Source organism: Pseudomonas neuropathica (assembly GCF_015461835.1).
In the GTDB taxonomy this organism is placed as follows: Bacteria; Pseudomonadota; Gammaproteobacteria; order Pseudomonadales; family Pseudomonadaceae; genus Aquipseudomonas; species Aquipseudomonas neuropathica.
Genome location: NZ_JACOPX010000030.1, coordinates 1 through 18,198, shown reverse-complemented (window position 1 = coordinate 18,198; position 18,198 = coordinate 1). Strand labels below are relative to the sequence as shown.

The window sequence follows — 18,198 nt, the reverse complement described above, 5'->3', positions numbered from 1 at the left end:
CCGGCACAGCGGCAGAGGGCGGCAACGTCGTCTACACCGCGACCGTCGGTGCTCCGGTGACCGGTTCGCCTGTGGTTGTAACGCTGGCCAACGGTCAGACCATTACCATCGGCGTCGGCCAGACCACTGGCACCGCGACCACTACCGCGCCAAACGACGCACTGACTGGTCACGCACCGCTGACCAACTCGATCACCAACGTCACGGGCGGCAACTACGAAAACCTCGTCGCCGACAAGACTCCGGTTTCGACTACCGTCACTGACACCGTCGACACCACCAACCTGTCGCTGTCCGCGACCGGCACCGTGGCCGAAGGTGGCCAGATCACTTACACCGCGACGCTGACCAACGCCGCTGGCTCGCCAGTCACCGTGACCCTCAGCAACGGTTCGGTGATCACCATCGACGCCGGCAAAACCAGCGGCACCGTGACCGTTCCAGCGCCAGCCGATGACGTCTACAAGGACGCCGGCAACGTCCAGGCCACGATCAAAACCGCCACCGGTGGCAGCTTCGAAAACCTGGTCACCAGCACGGCTCCGGCCGTGACCAGCGTCACCGACACCATCGACACGACTACCGTGAAGCTGACAGCGACCGGCTCTGCGGCGGAAGGCGGCAACGTCGTCTACACCGCCACTGTCGGTGCAGCCGTGACCGGTTCGCCGGTCGTGGTGACCCTGGCCAACGGTCAGACCATCACCATCGACATCGGCAAAACCACCGGCACCGTGACCACCACCGCACCGAACGATGCGTTGACCGGTCACGCACCGCTGACCAACTCGATTACCAACGTAACGGGCGGCAACTACGAAAATCTCGTCGCCGACAAAACCCCGGTCAGCACCACCGTCACCGACACCGTCGACACCACCAACCTGTCGCTGTCCGCAACCGGCACCGTGGCCGAGGGTGGCCAGATCACCTACACCGCGACCCTGAGCAACGCCGCTGGCTCGCCAGTGACCGTGACCCTCAGCAACGGCTCGGTGATCACCATCGACGCGGGAAAAACCAGCGGCACCGTGACCGTTCCAGCACCAGCTGACGACGTCTACAAAGACGCCGGCACCGTGCAGGCGACCATCACAGGTACCAGCGGCGGCAGCTTCGAAAACCTGGTCACCAGCACAGCTCCGGCCGTGACCAGCGTCACCGACACTATCGACACCACCACCGTCAGCATCACCGGCAGCAGCTCGGTGACCGAAGGCCAGACCGCCAGCTACACGGTCAGCCTGAACCACCCGGCGCAAACCGAAGTGACCCTGAAAATCGTCTACAGCGGCACCGCCGCCGACGGTTCGGACTTCACCGGCGTGTACACCGTGAAGATCCCGGCCGGTGCGAGCAGCGCGCAGTTCAACGTCGCGACCATCGATGACAAGATCACCGAAGGCACCGAGAACTTCGTGGTCAAGATCGATTCGGCCACTGGCGGCAACTTCGAGAACCTCGCGGTCAGCAGCACCAATGGCAGCGTCAGCACGTCGATCATCGACAACGACGCACCGCCGGTCATCGACCTGGATGCCAACAACTCCAGCGGCGCCACCGGTGCCGACTACAAGGTGACCTTCACCGAAAACACCCCGGGCGCTGGTGTGTCGATTGCCGACACCGATATCAGCATCACCGACCCGGACAGCACCATGCTCACCGGCGCCACTGTAGTCCTGACCAACCGTCAGGACGGCGATGCGCTGAACCTCGGCAACAGCGTCAACGGCATCACCATCAATGCCAACAGCACCAACGGCACCGTGACCCTGACCCTGTCCGGCAATGCGACGCTGGCCGACTACATGCAGGCCATCAAGAACATCAGCTTCACCAACAGCAGTGAAAACCCGAGCACCGTGCCGCGGATCATCACCGTGACCGTGACCGATGGCGGCAATTACTCCAACACCGCGACCACCACGGTCAACGTGGTGGCGGTCAACGACGCTCCGGTTGCTGCACCGAGCAATGTCACCGGCACCGAAGACACGCCGCTGGTACTCGGCTGGTCGACTTTCGGCGTAACTGACGTCGACAGCCCGGCCAGCAGCCTCGGCATCAAAATTACCCAGCTGCCGGGCGAAGGCAAGCTGCAGTACCTGGACGGCTCGACCTGGAAGGACGTCGCCAACAACCAGACCTTCAGCAAGGCTGACATCGACGCGGGCAAGCTGCGCTTCCTGCCGGATGCCAACGAGTCGGGTGTCAACGGTTACGGCGGCAGCGGCCTGGGCAACAACCAAGCGGACTACGCACAGATCAAGTTCCAGCCAACCGACGGCCAACTGCTGGGCAACACCGGCACCGTGAAGATCGACATCACGCCAGTGGCGGATGCGCCGACCGTGAGCGTGGCCGACAACAGCGTGAAGTCCACCGGGCTGATCAAGGAAGTCTGGACCGGCCTGTCGGGCCTGGGCACCAACGGCAATGGCGCGGATTCGACCACGTTGAAAAACGTCATCGACGGCGCTGGCACACCGAACACCAGCACTAACGTGAACAACGTGCAGTCTGACGGCAGCGTGACCGCCGGTACGGCGTCGAAGACCTCAGGCCTGATCTATCTGGAAGCCGGCAAGACCTACACTTTCAGCGGTATCGGCGATGACAGCCTGTTGGTCACCATCGGTGGCAAGAACGTGGCCTCGACCACGTGGGGCGCGGGCGGCAACCTCAACGGTTCGTTCACCCCGACCACCAGCGGCTACTACACCCTGGACATCTACCACCACAATCAGAGCGGCCCAGGCAGCTACGACGTCAACCTGTCGGTCAACGGCAGCACGCCGATCGACCTGAGCAGCGCTGGCGTACCGATCTACACCGGCGTGCAGGATCTGGTGAATTCGGGCGTGACCGTCTCCGATCTGCACGGCAGCAACGGCGAAGGCTATTACGACGGCTATAAACTCAACACCGGCGCCGAAGGCACCACGGTGAAACTGTCGGCAATCTCCACCGCACTGACTGACACCGACGGCTCGGAAACCCTGAGCGTGAAGATCAGCGGCGCGCCAGTCGGCTCGGTGCTCAGCGATGGCGCGGGTCACACCTTCACCGTCACCGCCAGCAGCGGCGACGCCAACGTCACTGGCTGGAACCTCGGCAGCCTGACCGTGACCCCACCGCCGTACTACAACGGCCAGTTCAACCTGACCGTGACCTCGACCTCCACCGAAATGGTCGGCGGTTCGGCCAGCAGCACCGCGACCATTCCGGTCACCGTGGTGCCGGCGGTCTACAACGCCATCGTCGCGACTTCGGGTGACGACACCTTCAGCGGCACCGATGGCAACGACATCATGGTCGCCGACATCGGTGGTCTGACCGTGGTGCCGGGCACCAACTACAACATCGCGTTCATGGTCGACAGCTCCGGCAGTATGAGCAGTTCGTCGATCAGCGCAGCCAAGGACTCGCTGACGTCGGTGTTCAACACCCTCAAGCAGAGCCTGGGCGGCAGCAACTCGGGCACGGTGAACATCTTCCTGGTGGACTTCGATACCCAGGTCAACAAATCGGTGTCGGTGAACCTCAACGATCCGAACGCGCTGACGCAGCTCAAAGCGGTGCTGGACTCGATGAGTTCCGGCGGCGGCACCAACTACGAGGACGTGTTCAAAACCACGGCCAACTGGTTCCAGAGCGCCGACGCTGTGGCCAACACCGGGGCGAAGAACCTCACGTACTTCATCACCGATGGCCAGCCGACCTACTACCAGAGCGGCGAGCAGACCAACCCGACGCTGTACGGCAGCGTGAAGTTCGATAGCGTAGTGACCACCAGCAACTACAAGCTGGGCGACACCTTCAGCACCTATATCGACAACACGCATTACCTGAGTATCAACGCCAGCGGAATTGCCCAGTTGCAGACCTACACGGCCCGATATGGCTGGAGCGCCACCAATCTGGGCACCGTTCACGCGCAGGGCGATGGCACTTACGAGCTGTCGAGCCTGGCGGGCAGCGGCAGCAGCACCACCTCGACCACCACCGACAACTCGACCAGCAGTTTCGCGTTGCTCAGCGGCCTGTCCAACGTTGAAGCCATCGGCCTGAACAGCGGCGTCAGCCTCAACGACCTGAAGCCTTACGATTCGGATAAAACACCGCAAACCAACATCGATCCGAAGGATCTGGCCAACTCGATCATTGGCCACACCGAAGCGACGCTGCCGGGCAACGACACCGTCAGCGGTGGCGACGGCAACGACATCCTGTTCGGCGACCTAGTGAGCTTCAACGGCATTGCCGGCGAGGGTTATCAGGCGATGCAGGCGTTCGTCGCGCAGCAGACCGGCGTCGACGTCAGCAAGGTCACCACCAGCAACGTGCACCAGTACATCACCGAGCACTATCAGGCGTTCGATGTCTCCGGTGCGCATGACGGCAACGACACACTGCTGGGCGGCGCGGGCAATGACATCCTGTTCGGCTCGGGCGGCAACGACTTGCTCGATGGCGGCAAAGGCAATGACATCCTGCTCGGCGGCACCGGCAACGACACGCTGATCGGCGGTCAGGGTAATGACATCCTCATCGGTGGTTCGGGTGCCGACACCTTCGTCTGGAAGTCGGGCGACACCGGCAACGACGTGATCAAGGATTTCAACGCCAGTGAAGGTGACCGCATCGACTTGCGTGATCTGTTGCAGGGCGAGACCGGCAGCACCATCGACAACTTCCTGAAGATCACCACGGTCGACGGCACGTCGTCGCTGCAAGTCAGCTCGGCGGGCAAGTTCAACTCCGGCGACGCTGCGGCGGCAACCCCGGACGTGACGATCAAACTGGAAGGCAACAACTGGTCGAGCGCCAACATTCACAACCTGATTGCCGGCAGCGACCCGACCATCAAGGTCGACCACAACAACAGCTGATCGTGAACAAAACGGCCGCCCCGATGGGGCGGCCGTCACGTTTGTGCTGACCGGACCGGTGACGATCGCGTCGCCGCACCGCATACTCGCGCACAGTTGGCTATGCTGCTGACAGCATGACGCTGGTTCATTTCTGAGGGATGCTCAATGTTTTACGTGCAACGCGATGCGCAAGGTCTGTTGATTCGCGTGGAAGCCGCGGCCTACGCCGAGGCCACGGAAACGCTGCCGGCCGACAGCCATGAAATCCAGGCCTGGTTCGCCAATGAAGTGGTGGAAACCAGCCTGAAGCAGCTCAAGCAGAGCGACTTCGAAATGATTCGGGTACTCGACGACCTGATTCAGGTGCTGACCCAGAAGGGCGTGATCCGCGTCACCGACCTGCCGCCGGCGGCCCAGGCCAAACTGATGGACCGGACCCAGGCGCGTGAAGCATTGGGCGGATTGAGCCAGTTGATCGATGAGGATGAGGGCGGGTTGATCTGATCTTCGGATCAAAGGCCGACCCTCACCCCAGCCCTCTCCCGGAGGGAGAGGGAGCCGACCGAGGTGTCTGGCGCTGTCCATCGACCTGAGAGATCGAGTCGATTATGGACTCAGCGCAAATCGCTCACGTCGGCGTATTGCGTCAATATCCCACGGTCAGTCCCCTCTCCCTCTGGGAGAGGGCTAGGGTGAGGGTTGCTTTGGTGATGACTCACCGCCAAGGCTTCGGCTCACCCAACAACTGCCCCTGAACCCCATACAAGCCCATCTCGCGAATCACCGACAACTCCCCTTCCGTCTCGACCCGCTCGGCAATCAGCGGCAGATCAATGCTGTGCGCCGCACGCTGAATCGCCTCGATAAACAGACGCTTGTCACTCTCCTGATCAATCGCACGAATGTAACTGCCATCGATCTTCAAGTACGCCAGCCCCAGCCGCGCCAGGTTGCCGATCATGCTGAAGCGGCCACCAAAACGTTGCAGACTCAGCGAGAACCCGAGTTCACGCAGGCGCCGGGTCAACTGCTCCAGCACCGCCTGCTCCGGCAATTGCTCCTCACCGATTTCCAGTGTCAGGCGCTCGCCGAGGTTGGAATGCGCACGGAGGATTTCGAACACTTTGTTCAGCGCCTGCGGATCAGCCAGGGTGGCCGAGGACAGGTTCAGCGCCAGCGAATCCTCATGTTCTTTCATCTGCTCCAGCACGCGCTCAAGCATCAGGCGATCCAGCCGCGCGGTCCAGCCAAAGCGCTCCAGCCACGGCAGGAAGCGCCCGGCCGGAATGGTCTGGCCCTGATCATCGAGCAAGCGCGAGAGCACTTTGTAATGCAGCACCAGCTGCGTGTCTGCGGCGGCGACCACCGGCTGGAAATACAGCTCGAAACGCTGCTGACTCAAGGCCTGATCGAGCAAGCGATGCCAGGCATGGTGATCGTCGCCGACATCCGCCGTCAGGCCCTGATCGATGCACGCCCAATTCTGCTCGCCCTGACCTTCAGCTTGCGCCAGCGCCTGATCGCCAAGCGTCAGTACTTGTTGCGGTGAATCGCCGTGGGTGAACGGCGCCAGGCCGATCGACGCCACGGCAGCCACGTCGGTCGCCCCGGTGGCGTGCAGACTGCTCAAGGCGCTGTCGAGGTTCTGCGCCAGTTGCAGCGCTTCCTCACGAACCAGCCCCGGCGCCAGCACGGCAAATTCTCCGCCACGAATACGGGTGACGAGGTTCTGGGTTTCCGGGTATTTGGCGCATTCGCGGGACAGTTGCTCGCCAACTGCTTTCAGCAGTTCATCGGTGCGCTGGCCACCGAGACGCTGGTTGAGCCCGGCCAGATCCTTGACCCGCAACAGCAGCAGATAACCGGAACTGGCCTGCTCCGGGTTGCTCACCCGGTTGTGCAACTGCATTTCGAAATAGCGCCGGTTGGCAAGCCCCGTGAGATTGTCCTGATAGGACTCGGCGCGCAGCTTTTCACTGCGCTCGGCCTGCTCTTGGAACAGCGCCTTGAGCTTCTCGACCATCTGGTTCATCGCCTGCACCACACGGCGCAACTCAGGTGTGCGCGGCAATTCCGGCAGGCTGAGGAATTCGCGACGGGCGATGGCGTGGGACTGCTTGACCATGTAATCCAGCGGCTTCAACTGCCGGCGCAGCAGCAGCGCGCCGAGCACGGCACTGATCGCCCCGCAGATCAGCAGCCAGCCAAGGCTGCCCAACGCGCTCTGCCACAATTTGGCCACAGCAAACATCGGATGGCTGACCACCTCGACTCGCGCCGCCTGCTCCCAGCCACGGCTGACCAGCGCGTCGCCACCGGCCGGCTCCAGGCCGATCAGCTTGACGAACCAGTCCGGCACACTGGTGACGGCCGGAATGCCGTTGCGTTCAACAATCGTCTGGTCAGTCTTCAGATCGACCACGCGGATGCTCGCGTAATAACCGCTGTCGAAAATCGAGCTGACCAGCAACTCGACCATGGCCGGATCGTCGATATTCGGCGTCAGCGACAACGCCAGCGCCGTCGCGGCGTCCTGGGCGTGGGAACGCAACTGGTTGACGTACTGGGTGCGCGAGCTCTCCAGACTGACCATGAAGCTGCCGGTGAAGGCGACCACCAGGAACAGACAGATAGCGATCAACAGCTGTTTGAACAAAGACATCTGAGCGCATGCTCCTAGTTAGTCGTTTCGACCGGGAAACCTTCGGCCTGCATTTTCTTCAACACATCCTGCCAGCGTGACAGGCGTTTGGTGTCACCGACCTTCTTGTTGCCCTTGGCGCCCGGCAGGTACAACCCTTCAGCATTAAAAGAGTAGACCGGCAGCAAATCGGTTCGCTGCGACGCCGGCTGGATAGGGTCGATCAGGCTGTCGAGCACCAGCGGCATGGCATCGGGGGTGGCATAGTAAGTCAGGACCATGTGCGCGCGGTTCTGACGCAACGCCTTGACGTAGGTGATACGCAGTTTGTCACTGGAAACCCCGAGGTGACGCAAGCTGAAATACTTGGCGATCGCATAGTCTTCGCAGTCGCCGGCGCCCTTCCACAGCGCCTCGATCGGCGTTTCCCAGTAATCGACCTCGTGCCACAGATCGATGTCCTCGACGTAGCGCACCTGTTTGTTGAAGAACAGGTTCACCACTTTGAGCTTTTCCATCTCGCTGACTTGTTTTTGCGTGGCCAACAGATTCTGCCAGGCATCAATGCGCTGCTGCCCGGCACCCAGCGGCCCGTAGAGTGCCGTGGCTTTGCGGCTGATCGTGGAAAAATCCCAATCGGCATGCAGACCGCCCAGCATGACGCCGGCCAGCAGCAGTGCGCAGCCTAGCCAGCGCAGCGTCCGGGGGATCGCGAAACGTACCGCCACAGCAGGTTTCCAGGGGGCAGGAAGGAAAGCGTTTGATGGTGAAGCTTAGCCCGACAAAAAACAATGGCACCATGAGATCATCGCCGCCGCGCTAAACTTCAGTTAACAGCGCATTGTTTTACAAGGTTTGACAACCTGTAGAGCAATCACTAGTGTCATTTGGATCCAAATCAGGCCGACATACAGGGTGCGTAGTCGTGACACAGAAGCCCAAACCGTTGCACAGCATTAAAGTCGATGGACCGATTCCTGCTCATCTGGCCCGTTCGGTGATCGAAGAAACCCTGCGCTCAGCAATCCTCGACGGTCGTCTGCCCTGTGGCACGGCGCTGCGCCAGCAGGATCTGGCCGACCTTTTCGGTGTTAGCCGCATGCCGGTGCGCGAAGCGTTGCGCCAGCTCGAAGCCCAAGAGCTGCTGAGCGTTACTACGCATAAAGGTGCAGTGGTTGCGCCATTGATTCAGGGTGACGCGACCGAAACCTACGAGTTGCGCATCCTGCTCGAATCCGAAGCCATGCGGCAATCGATTCCGCTGCTGACCGCTGCCGACCACGCACGCGCAGCCGGGTACATCGAAGAGCTCGAGGCGCAACACGACTACACGGAAATCGGCCGGCTCAACCGTTTGTTCCACATGGCCCTGTACAGCAAGGCGCCCAACCAACGCTTACTGCGACTGGTTGAAGACGGGCTCAACGAAGAAGAGCGTTTTCTGCGCTTCAACCTTGAGGCCATGGGCCTGGGCAAATTGTCCCAGGACGATCACCGGGCGATGTTGCAAGCCGTGCAGGATCGCGACACTGAGTTGTCGATCAAACTCCTCGAGCAGCACCTCAATCGCGGTGTCGAAGTGATTACCCGTTATCTCGCTACCCCTGCCGCGCAAAACCGCCACGCTGCGCGCTGAGCGCGCACTGCCCCGCGAATCAACCGCTTACAAATCCCCAAGCGATCCGCCAGCCCTCTGCTGGGCGGATCCACATGTCCGCTCTAACCTCCTTGCGCCGTTCAGTCCGATATTTGCACGTTGTCGCTGATGAATCGGTCATAGCCGTGGCGCAAATTTACCCGCACTCTTGAGCCGCCACCCCATAAAGAACGGGCGACGCGCCGCCCTGCCGGCGCAGTCCCCGCACCAGGAACCTACGGAAGGAGCCTTGCCACGGGAAAAAGGAAGTCATGGCGCGGGGTCACGGCCAACTTCCGCCCTTTTAAATCATTCAATTCTTATTACTGGAAAGTTGCTTCGAGTGAGGCATTCACTCTTCTTGAGCAATTTTGGCCGTTATTCGCCGAAAGGAGCAACTACGCCCAAATAAAACTTTACTTGAAAGTTTTATTGGAACAACTCAACTTCAAAAAACAGCAAACTTAAAATAATTAAAAATATACTTGTTAAACACTTTGTCGGTGTATTAGCTTTTCTTCGCCAAGTTTGAATTTCACCCTTCACTTGGCAGCAGCCCAATGCCTGCGGTACAGCAGCAGCGCTTGATGGGCAGACATGAAGCCATGTCAAAGGTATATCGATCCGCACTTACCTATCAGGAAGGAAGGCTGTCGTTCGTCGACAGGAAACAAGTAAGTCGTAGTCTCATTGATTGCGCAGTTGCAGAGCAGTTCCATTTAATATCAACGATAAAGGACATCATGATGCCCACTAAGCACCAACTCGCCCTGAAGAAAGCCGAACTTAGCATTCACCCGATCTTTGCCGAGATCACGTCGTTATCGGTGTTGCGTCGCTTCATGGAAACCCATGTATTTGCCGTGTGGGACTTCATGTCGCTGACCAAACGCCTGCAGCAGGAGCTGACCTGCACCCGACTACCGTGGTTGCCGCCGCGCGATCCTCTCGCCGCCCGACTGATCAACGAGATCGTTCTCGGCGAAGAATCGGATGATCGCCTGGCCGAAGGGCATTACAGCCATTTTGAGCTGTACCTGGACGCGATGCGCGAAATCGGCGCGAGTACCCAAGCCGTGGAGCGCTTTGTCGCCCTGCAACAGGAAGGCGTGAGCTATGACGTCGCGCTGCAAAGCGTCGATGTTGATCCAGCCGCCGCGCAGTTTGTCCGCGATACTTTGCGTACCGCCCTGCATGCACCGGGACACAGCGTGGCGGCGGCGTTTCTGCATGGTCGCGAGAGCGTGATCCCGACCATGTTCCAGCGCATTCTTGACGACTGGGGCATCGGTATCGAACAGGCGCCGACCTTTCGCTATTACCTGGAACGGCACATCGAGGTCGACTCCGAAGACCACGGCCCGGCGGCGGAACACCTGCTTGAGCGCCTGGTCGACGGCGACCCGCAACGCGAAGCCGAGGTCTACGCCAGCGCCATTGCCGCCGTGGAAAGCCGTATCGCCTTGTGGGACGGCCTGCGTCTGAGCATGCGCGAACCGTTGGCGGAGGTGGTCCAATGAACGCCGCCGACTATCAATCCTTTGCCGACGCCTGGGAGAGCCGCGCGACCATCCGCACCCGCCCGCGACGCGTACTCGAAGACGATGAACGGCTGATCTATCCGCTCAGCCGCCAGCCGCTGGTGCTCAGTGAAACCTTCCTGCGCGAGTGCCCGCAGCAACGTGATTTCGCCTTGGTGCAAACGCTGTACAAATTCATCAACGACGTGGTGATTTTCGAGACCGAGATCGTCGACAAGACCGCGCGCAGCATCGCCAAGAATCGCTTCGCCGTGGCCTTCCCGTTTGCCTGTCGTTACGACGCGATGACCGTGGTGGTCGACGAGGATTACCACGCGCTGGTGGCGATGGATTTCATGCAACAAACGGTGGCCATGACTGGCATCGAACCCATTCAGTTGCCCGATGAAATCGAGCTGAGCCGGGCGATTCCTGCGGCTGTAGCGCTGGCACCGGAACATCTGCGCAGCGCAGTGGAATTGATCTGCGTGGCCATCGCCGAAAACACCGTGACGGGTGATGTCGCGGCGTTCGCACGCGACGACACGGTCAAGCCGTCGATCAAAGGTCTGATGGCCGATCACTTGCTCGACGAAGGTCGCCATTCGAGTTTCTGGGCGCGGATGGTGCGCATCTATTGGCACACCGCCAACGCGGCGGATCGCGAAACCATCGCGCAGATTCTGCCGGTGTTCATCGGCCATTACCTGACCAACGACATCCAGAAAGCCTTCGACCTGCGCCTGATCGACGCACTGCCGGTCAGCGAGGCCACCCGCCGCTCGCTCAGGGACGAGATGGCCGGGCTGGCATTCCCGATCAATCGCCATCACCCGCTGGTGGGCAACATCGTCAAGTTCTTCCACAACAGCTCGCTGCTCGATGCGCCCTGTGTGCAGCACGCGCTGCGCGACTATCTGGTTTGATGAGGAGGCCGATATGAAACGTCTCGACATTTTGCTGATTGGCACCAGCCAGGCCATGACCGACCTGGCGCAGGAACTGGAACAACACGGTCACTCCTTGCAGCGCAGCGCTGCCGGTGCATCGACGGTGGATCTGATCATCGACGATGGTTTTATCGGCGCCGGCGATTTCTGCTCGATCCCGCACCTGCATCTGCGTTTGGGTGTCGGCGTGCAGAGCCATGCCGGTTTGCCGACACTCGATTTGCTGTGTTTCCTTGGCTCGTCACTAATCAGCCGCGTACCGATTGGCGATGAGCCGTCCGGCAATGGGCAGGCGCTGCGGCAACGGGTGCTGACGCAGGTGGTCGATGAAGTGGCGTTGCTAGTCAGCCGCTTCTCCCGTGATGCTGACTATCTGCAGCAGGCCGCGTCAGTGACTGCGCCGGATTTCGAGAGAATGGAAAACCTGCTGTTCCTCGACAGCCTGGCTTACGTCCATCGCCGCAACGACACGGCCAATCCCGCATTGCTGGAAGAGGCGCAGATTGCGGTGATCGAACGCCTGCAACGAAGCTTGATCCACCACGCTGAACGTTCGGCGCTGCACATCGCCGAACAGTCGATCAGCTATCGCCAACTGCACGCACACAGCCGAGCGATTCAACAGCGCTTGCTGCCCTTGCTCGAGCAACAGCCAAAACCGTGGGTGGTCGGCATCTGCCTGCCAAAAAGCCCGGCGTTGTTTGCCTCGATTCTGGCGATTCTCGGCAGCGGCGCGGTGTATCTGCCGCTGGAGCCGAGTCATCCGTTACAGCGTCAGCAATACATTCTGCAAAACGCTGACGCGCTGCTGTTGCTGCATGATGGCGAGCATCCGCTCAGCGCATCCATGGCGGGGCTGGACGTCAGCCGCATCGACAACTCAGAGGCAGATCTCAGCCAACCGTTAATGCGCCGCCGCCCCGAACTTGATGCACCGTGCATGGCGCTTTACACCTCGGGCACCACCGGGCATCCGAAAGGCGTGTTGCTCAGTCAGGCCAACCTCGCGCACTTCACCGCGTGGTACGCCGATTACGTGCAATTGCAGGCCGAGAGTCGGGTCTTGCAGTTCTCGTCGTTGAGCTTCGATTCGTCACTGATCGACATCTTCCCGACCCTGCTGGAAGGTGCCGAACTGGTGGTGCCGGACGACACGCAACGGCGAGATCCATTGCAACTGGTCGCGTTGATCCGCCGCCAACACCTGACCCACGCATTCCTGCCACCGGCGCTGTTGAGCATCCTGCCGCTGGAGCAACTGGAAGGCGTGCAAGTGATGACCGGCGGCGATGTCTGCGAGCCGTTTGTCATTGAGCAACTGACCCGCCAGGGCACACTGCACAACCTTTACGGCCCGACCGAAGCTACCGTACTGATCACCGCGCGTCAGCTCAAACCGGGCGACAGTAACCGCATCCTCGGGGCACCAATCGCCAACAGCCAAGTGCTGATTCTCGATGACGATTTGCAACCGGTGGCGGAGCACACCGTCGGCGAATTGTTCATCGTCGGCCCCGGTGTTTGCCTCGGTTATCTGAACAATCCGCAACAGACCGCCGAGCGTTATCTGACCCTGCAATTACCGGACGGCCAAACGCTGCGAGCCTACCGCAGCGGCGACATGGCCAGGTGGGGCGCGCACGGTATCGAACTGTGCGGGCGGCGCGACAATCAGGTAAAAATCCGTGGCTTCCGGGTCGAGCCGGAAGAGATCGAACGCTGCCTGCGCGAGAGCCAGCTATACCGACAAGTGGCGGTGGTGATCGACAGTCAGCGACGCATTCTCGCGTTCCTCGCACAAGCGCAATCGGACACCGCACGCGACGCGCTGAAAGCCCACGCCAGACAGTTTTTGCCGGACTACATGCAACCGGTGGCGTGGACCGAGCTGGCGAGCATGCCGTTCGCCAGCAATGGCAAAGTCGATCGCAAAGCACTGCTGGAACTGCCAGTGAGCGTGCAGGACAGCGGGCCGAAATGCCTGCCGGTGAATGCCGATGAAGCGCTGTTGCTGGAGATCTGGGCGGAGTTGCTGGAGCTGCCGAGCAGCGACATTTCCACCGACGAAAGCTTCTTCAATCTCGGTGGCCACTCGATTCTGCTCTCGCGCATGTTGCTGCGTTTGCGTGAGGAGTTCGGGCGGAGCATTTCGATCAACCGCTTCATCGAACTGCCGACCATCATCAAACTCGCAACGCTGGTACGCGGCACCGATGACAGCGCCGTACTCAGCGCCCAGGCCATGGCCGACGCCGAGCGTGCACTGGAAATCGAGCCACTGCCGATCAGCCGCATGGGTGATGTGCATAAAGTCATCGTCACCGGCGCCAATAGTTTTGTCGGCGTGCACATCGTCGAGGCGTTGCTCGGTTGGGGTGCCAGCGAAGTAGCGTGTCTGGTGCGCGACGGCGGCGGCAAAACGGCGGCGCAACGCTTTGCCGAGTCACTGCGGGAAAACCGCCTGGAGCATCTGGATCTGAGTCGGGTGCGGGTTTACGCGGCAGACATTACACGCCCGCAACTGGGCCTGAATGACGCCGACTATCAGCGCCTGGATCGCGAGTTCGGCGCACTGGTGCACAACGCCGCTAACGTCAATCACGTACTCGATTACGAGTCGCTGGCGGCGGACAACGTCGAACCGATTTTCGCCCTGCTGCGCTTGTGCGAAGGGCAGAGCAAAAAGGTTTTCAACTTCGTCTCGACGCTGTCGGCTTCAAGCACCGTGGACGATGCTGGACGGGTGCTGGAACTGCCCGCCGCCACGACCCCACCGATCTACATCCGCAACGGCTACAACCTGTCGAAATGGGTCGGCGAACGCATCCTCGAACGGGCGCGGGAGCGCGGTGTGCGGGTTAATCTGTACCGCCCCGGCAACATTAGTTTCAACAGCCTCAGCGGTGTTTGTCAGCCGCACAAAAACCGTTTGATGCTGATGCTCAAAGGCTCGATCCAGCTCGGCCAGGTGCCAGCCTTCGCGCTGAATTTCGACCTGATGCCAGTGGACTTTCTTGCCCGCTTCATTGCTTTCCACGCCAGCCGTTATTCGCCCGAACGCGCAGTGTTCAACCTGCATAACCCCGAGCCTTTGAGCTGGGACGCCTACGTCACTTCGTTCCGCGAAACCGGCAGCGAGTTCGCGCTGGTCAGCGTCGCCGACTGGCAGCAGCAACTAAACCGCGTCGACGCCGACAACGCGCTGTTCGGCGTACTCGGTTTCTACCTCAACGGCTTCGAAGAAGACATCGGCGACATCTCCCTGATTGGCCATGCCAACGCTGAGGCCGGCGTGCAGTTGATGGGCGCGCACTACCCGCAGAAATCCCCGGCACTGCTGCGTCGTGGCTGCGATTACCTGAAAGAAATCAACTTCATCTGATCCATCAAACAGGAGCAACACCATGAGCACTCTGCAACCCGACACCCTGATCAAAAACCCGCATGGCTGCCACGTTGTGTCTTCGGTAGAAGTGCCGGCAGACGCGGCGCAGGTCTGGGCAGTGGTCGGCCAATTCGGCGGTTTCGACCGCTTCATTCCGGCGCTGTCGCACATCGAAATGACCGGTGAGGGCGTGTCCTCGCTGCGCAAGAAGTTCTTCAAGGATGGCAACGTGGTGGTCGAGCAACTCAACTCCCGCGATGAGCAGGCCCGATGCATGACCTGGACGACGATTTACAACACGTTGGGCGTGGCGAATCTGTGGGCGGCGATGAATGTCGAATCGCTGGGCGCGGGTAAGTCTCGGGCGACGTGGACAATCATTGCCGAGCCGGCTGCGGGCGGTGAAGAGGCACTGCCAGGGTTCAAGGATTTTGTGCAGGGTTTTGCGGATGATGCGATGGGGAATGTGCTGAGGCTGTTTGTTTAAGGCTTGAGTTTGGCGGTGAGTTCTAGACCGCTATCGCGAGCAGGCTCACTCCTACAGGACATTGGGTGTTCACACATGTTGTGTTCAACCAAAAATCCTGTGGGAGCGAGCTTGCTCGCGAAGAACGATAACGCGGTCAGATTTTGAAGCTGTCGACCAGTTGCTTCAAGCGATTGGCCTGCTGCGACAACGCATCACAATCCTTCAACGTCTCGTTGAGGTTAGCCACGCTCTGCTGATTCAGCAGGTTGATCTGGTTAACGTCGACGTTGAGGGTTTCCACCACGGCGGTCTGCTCTTCAGTGGCCGCTGCCACCGACTGGTTCATGCCGTCGATTTCACCGATGCGCTGAGTCACGCTGACCAGACGCAAACCGGCCTGATTGGCCACTTCCACGCTCTGCTCGCTGGACGCCTGACTGGCGTTCATCGTGGTCACCGCTTCCCGCGAACCAATCTGCAACGACGTGATCATTTTGTGGATCTCTTCCGCCGACTCCTGGGTGCGATGGGCAAGGTTTCGCACCTCGTCTGCCACCACGGCAAAACCACGTCCGGCTTCACCGGCACGCGCCGCTTCGATCGCGGCGTTAAGTGCCAACAGGTTGGTCTGTTGCGAAATGCCTTTGATCACGTCGAGGATGTGGCCGATGTTGTCGGTGCTGGCGTTCAGGGTTTCGATCTGCGTGCACGACAGGCTGATCTTCTGCGACAGTTCGGTCATCGCTTGAATTGTCTGCTCGACCACCTGACGCCCGTCATCGGCCTGCTCGCTGGCGCCGCTGGCATGCTGCGAAGCATCGGCGGCGTTGCGCGCAATTTCCTGTGTGGCGGCACCCAGTTCGTTGATCGCCGCAGCGACGCTGTTGGTGCGCGCGCTTTGCTCGTCAGAACCGACGATCGAGGCGTTGGACGATGCCATCACCCGTTGCGACAAGTCATGCACATGACGGGTGGCGGAAGACACTTCGGAAATCGACGCGTGAATTCGTTCAACGAACTGGTTGAACGCGCTGCCCAATTCACCGAACTCGTCTTTGCTCTCTACCACCAGACGACGGGTCAGGTCGCCCTCGCCCTGAGCGATGTCCTGCATCGCGCGGCCCATGGTGGTCAGCGGGCGCATCAACACGTTGATCAACAGGCTCAGCAGCAAGGCAATGGCGGCCACGGCCACGAACATCGCAATCAGTGCCGAGGTGCGGAATTGGCTGAGTGCTGCGTAGGCCTTGTCGCGGTCGATCGACAGACCGATGTACCACTGCGCATTCGGCAGATCGCTGACCGGGGTAAACGACAGAATACGTTCCTGACCGTTGAGCACCACGTTCTGGTTGCCCTTCTCGATGCGTACGCTGGTGTTTGGGTAGATGTCTTTCAGGTTTTTCATGACCTGATCCTTGTCCGGGCTAACGATCACCTGACCGTCGGCGCTGACCAGGAATGCATGGCCGAGGCCACCGAAGTCCACCGAGTTGATGATCTTCACCAGGGTTTCCAGGCTCAGATCACCACCAACCACACCGAGCAGTTCGCCGTTCTTTTTCACCGGCATGGCGATGGTCACCACCAGCCCGCCGACAGCAGCCATGTACGGCGGCGTCAGCATGGTTTTGTCAGCGGCAACGGCTTGTTTGTACCAAGGACGCTGACGTGGGTCGTAGCCGTCCGGCATCTTCGCGTCAGGACGCTGGGTGAACACACCGTTGGCCTGACCGACGTAGGTGAACTGGAAGTTCGAGGTGAAGGCCGGTTGATCGACCAGGCCCGGGAAGTCCGCGTCCTTACCCTGATGGGCAACGTTCTGCGCGAGGTTTTCCAGAACCAGGATCCGCCCGCTCATCCAGTTCTGCACGCTGCTGGCGGTCAGATCACCGGCCTGCTGCACGGAGGACTGAAGGTTCTGGCGAATGGTGTTTCGCTGCAGATAGTCGTTGTAGAGGGTGAACAGCGCGAACGCCAGGACCACGACGCCCGAGGCGGCCAACAGGATTTTATGGCTGAACTTGAGATTCATTTCATGGGACTTCTTATGCGAAAAGTGGGGATGCGTTCCGGATGCAACATTCCATGTACAGTGCAGGCAGCGTTCTTCTGGCCGCTCTACTTTGGTGCACGCATGTCTCACCAGTCTGTCGGCACGTGTCGGAGAAATCTTAGGGCCATACGGGAAATGGATGGTATTTCTGCCAGATTCCCGCCCAACGGCGTGCCAGAGCGTTCGCCACGGTGTTTCCGGAGCAACGTTCCGGCGGCAGTTTCAAATCCTGCAACCCTTTTTCCTGTGCATAAAAAAGCCAGCCCCTGATGTCTCAGGAGCTGGCTTTGTCGTTTCTTTATCTGATCCTGAAATGACAAAACCCCCGTCTGCGTTAGCAGACAGGGGTTTCGGAATTCAATCTTGACGATGACCTACTCTCACATGGGGAAACCCCACACTACCATCGGCGATGCATCGTTTCACTTCTGAGTTCGGGATGGGATCAGGTGGTTCCAACGCTCTATGGTCGTCAAGAAATTCTGTATCTGGCCCGTCAACACGGTAACAAGCCAGCAAAAACGGATGTTTCTACTTAAAACAAAACCCCAACTGCTTTCGCAATTGGGGTTTCGGAATTTAATCTTGACGATGACCTACTCTCACATGGGGAAACCCCACACTACCATCGGCGATGCATCGTTTCACTGCTGAGTTCGGGATG

At 60.1% G+C, this 18,198-nt stretch carries 9 protein-coding genes, 2 rRNA genes and 1 pseudogene; 7 read left to right on the top strand and 5 right to left on the bottom strand.

Annotation, left to right across the window (positions count from 1 at the left end; translation table 11 throughout):
• Together H8F23_RS28400 and H8F23_RS28395 are read left to right on the top strand one after the other, a co-directional pair.
• Positions 1 to 4,895: pseudogene (locus tag H8F23_RS28400) on the top strand (LapA family giant adhesin); the annotation flags it as partial.
• Between the two features lie 147 nt (positions 4,896 to 5,042).
• On the top strand, positions 5,043 to 5,381 hold the full coding sequence (locus H8F23_RS28395) for a hypothetical protein (protein WP_007918987.1): 339 nt from the start codon (positions 5,043 to 5,045) through the stop codon (positions 5,379 to 5,381).
• Between the two features lie 211 nt (positions 5,382 to 5,592).
• On the opposite strand, the gene lapD is transcribed toward H8F23_RS28395, so the two are convergent.
• Both lapD and lapG read right to left on the bottom strand, forming a co-directional pair.
• Positions 5,593 to 7,539 (bottom strand): cyclic di-GMP receptor LapD, encoded by a 1,947-nt coding sequence (gene lapD / locus H8F23_RS28390; protein ID WP_194936545.1) that lies wholly within the window; start codon positions 7,537 to 7,539, stop codon positions 5,593 to 5,595.
• A gap of 14 nt (positions 7,540 to 7,553) precedes the next feature.
• Positions 7,554 to 8,246, bottom strand: coding sequence for a cysteine protease LapG (gene lapG / locus H8F23_RS28385; RefSeq protein WP_095113878.1), 693 nt, complete (start codon positions 8,244 to 8,246; stop codon positions 7,554 to 7,556).
• 197 nt (positions 8,247 to 8,443) lie between these two features.
• On the opposite strand from lapG, the gene H8F23_RS28380 reads away from it, so the two are divergent.
• The 5 genes from H8F23_RS28380 (at position 8,444) to H8F23_RS28360 (ending at position 15,496) form a co-directional block, all read left to right on the top strand.
• Positions 8,444 to 9,154: a GntR family transcriptional regulator gene (locus tag H8F23_RS28380; protein ID WP_194936544.1), complete on the top strand. Its 711-nt coding sequence runs from the start codon at positions 8,444 to 8,446 to the stop codon at positions 9,152 to 9,154.
• A gap of 743 nt (positions 9,155 to 9,897) precedes the next feature.
• Positions 9,898 to 10,674: a DUF3050 domain-containing protein gene (locus H8F23_RS28375; RefSeq protein ID WP_194936543.1), complete on the top strand. Its 777-nt coding sequence runs from the start codon at positions 9,898 to 9,900 to the stop codon at positions 10,672 to 10,674.
• A complete protein-coding gene (locus tag H8F23_RS28370; RefSeq protein WP_194936542.1) occupies positions 10,671 to 11,600 on the top strand; it encodes a diiron oxygenase in 930 nt (309 codons plus the stop codon). Before H8F23_RS28375 ends, H8F23_RS28370 begins: the two co-directional genes overlap by 4 nt.
• 13 nt (positions 11,601 to 11,613) lie before the next feature.
• The gene (locus tag H8F23_RS28365; protein ID WP_194936541.1) at positions 11,614 to 15,006 is read left to right on the top strand and encodes an amino acid adenylation domain-containing protein; all 3,393 of its coding nucleotides are present in this window, start codon (positions 11,614 to 11,616) and stop codon (positions 15,004 to 15,006) included.
• 22 nt (positions 15,007 to 15,028) lie between these two features.
• A complete protein-coding gene (locus tag H8F23_RS28360) occupies positions 15,029 to 15,496 on the top strand; it encodes an SRPBCC family protein (RefSeq protein ID WP_194936540.1) in 468 nt (155 codons plus the stop codon).
• A 136-nt stretch (positions 15,497 to 15,632) separates the two neighbouring features.
• On the opposite strand, the gene H8F23_RS28355 is transcribed toward H8F23_RS28360, so the two are convergent.
• From H8F23_RS28355 to rrf (H8F23_RS29475), 3 genes are all read right to left on the bottom strand, one after another.
• Positions 15,633 to 17,513, bottom strand: coding sequence for a methyl-accepting chemotaxis protein (locus H8F23_RS28355; RefSeq protein WP_194936539.1), 1,881 nt, complete (start codon positions 17,511 to 17,513; stop codon positions 15,633 to 15,635).
• 382 nt (positions 17,514 to 17,895) lie between these two features.
• Positions 17,896 to 18,011: ribosomal RNA gene (gene rrf / locus H8F23_RS28350) — 5S ribosomal RNA — on the bottom strand.
• 106 nt (positions 18,012 to 18,117) lie between these two features.
• Positions 18,118 to 18,198 (bottom strand): 5S ribosomal RNA (gene rrf, locus H8F23_RS29475); the annotation flags it as partial.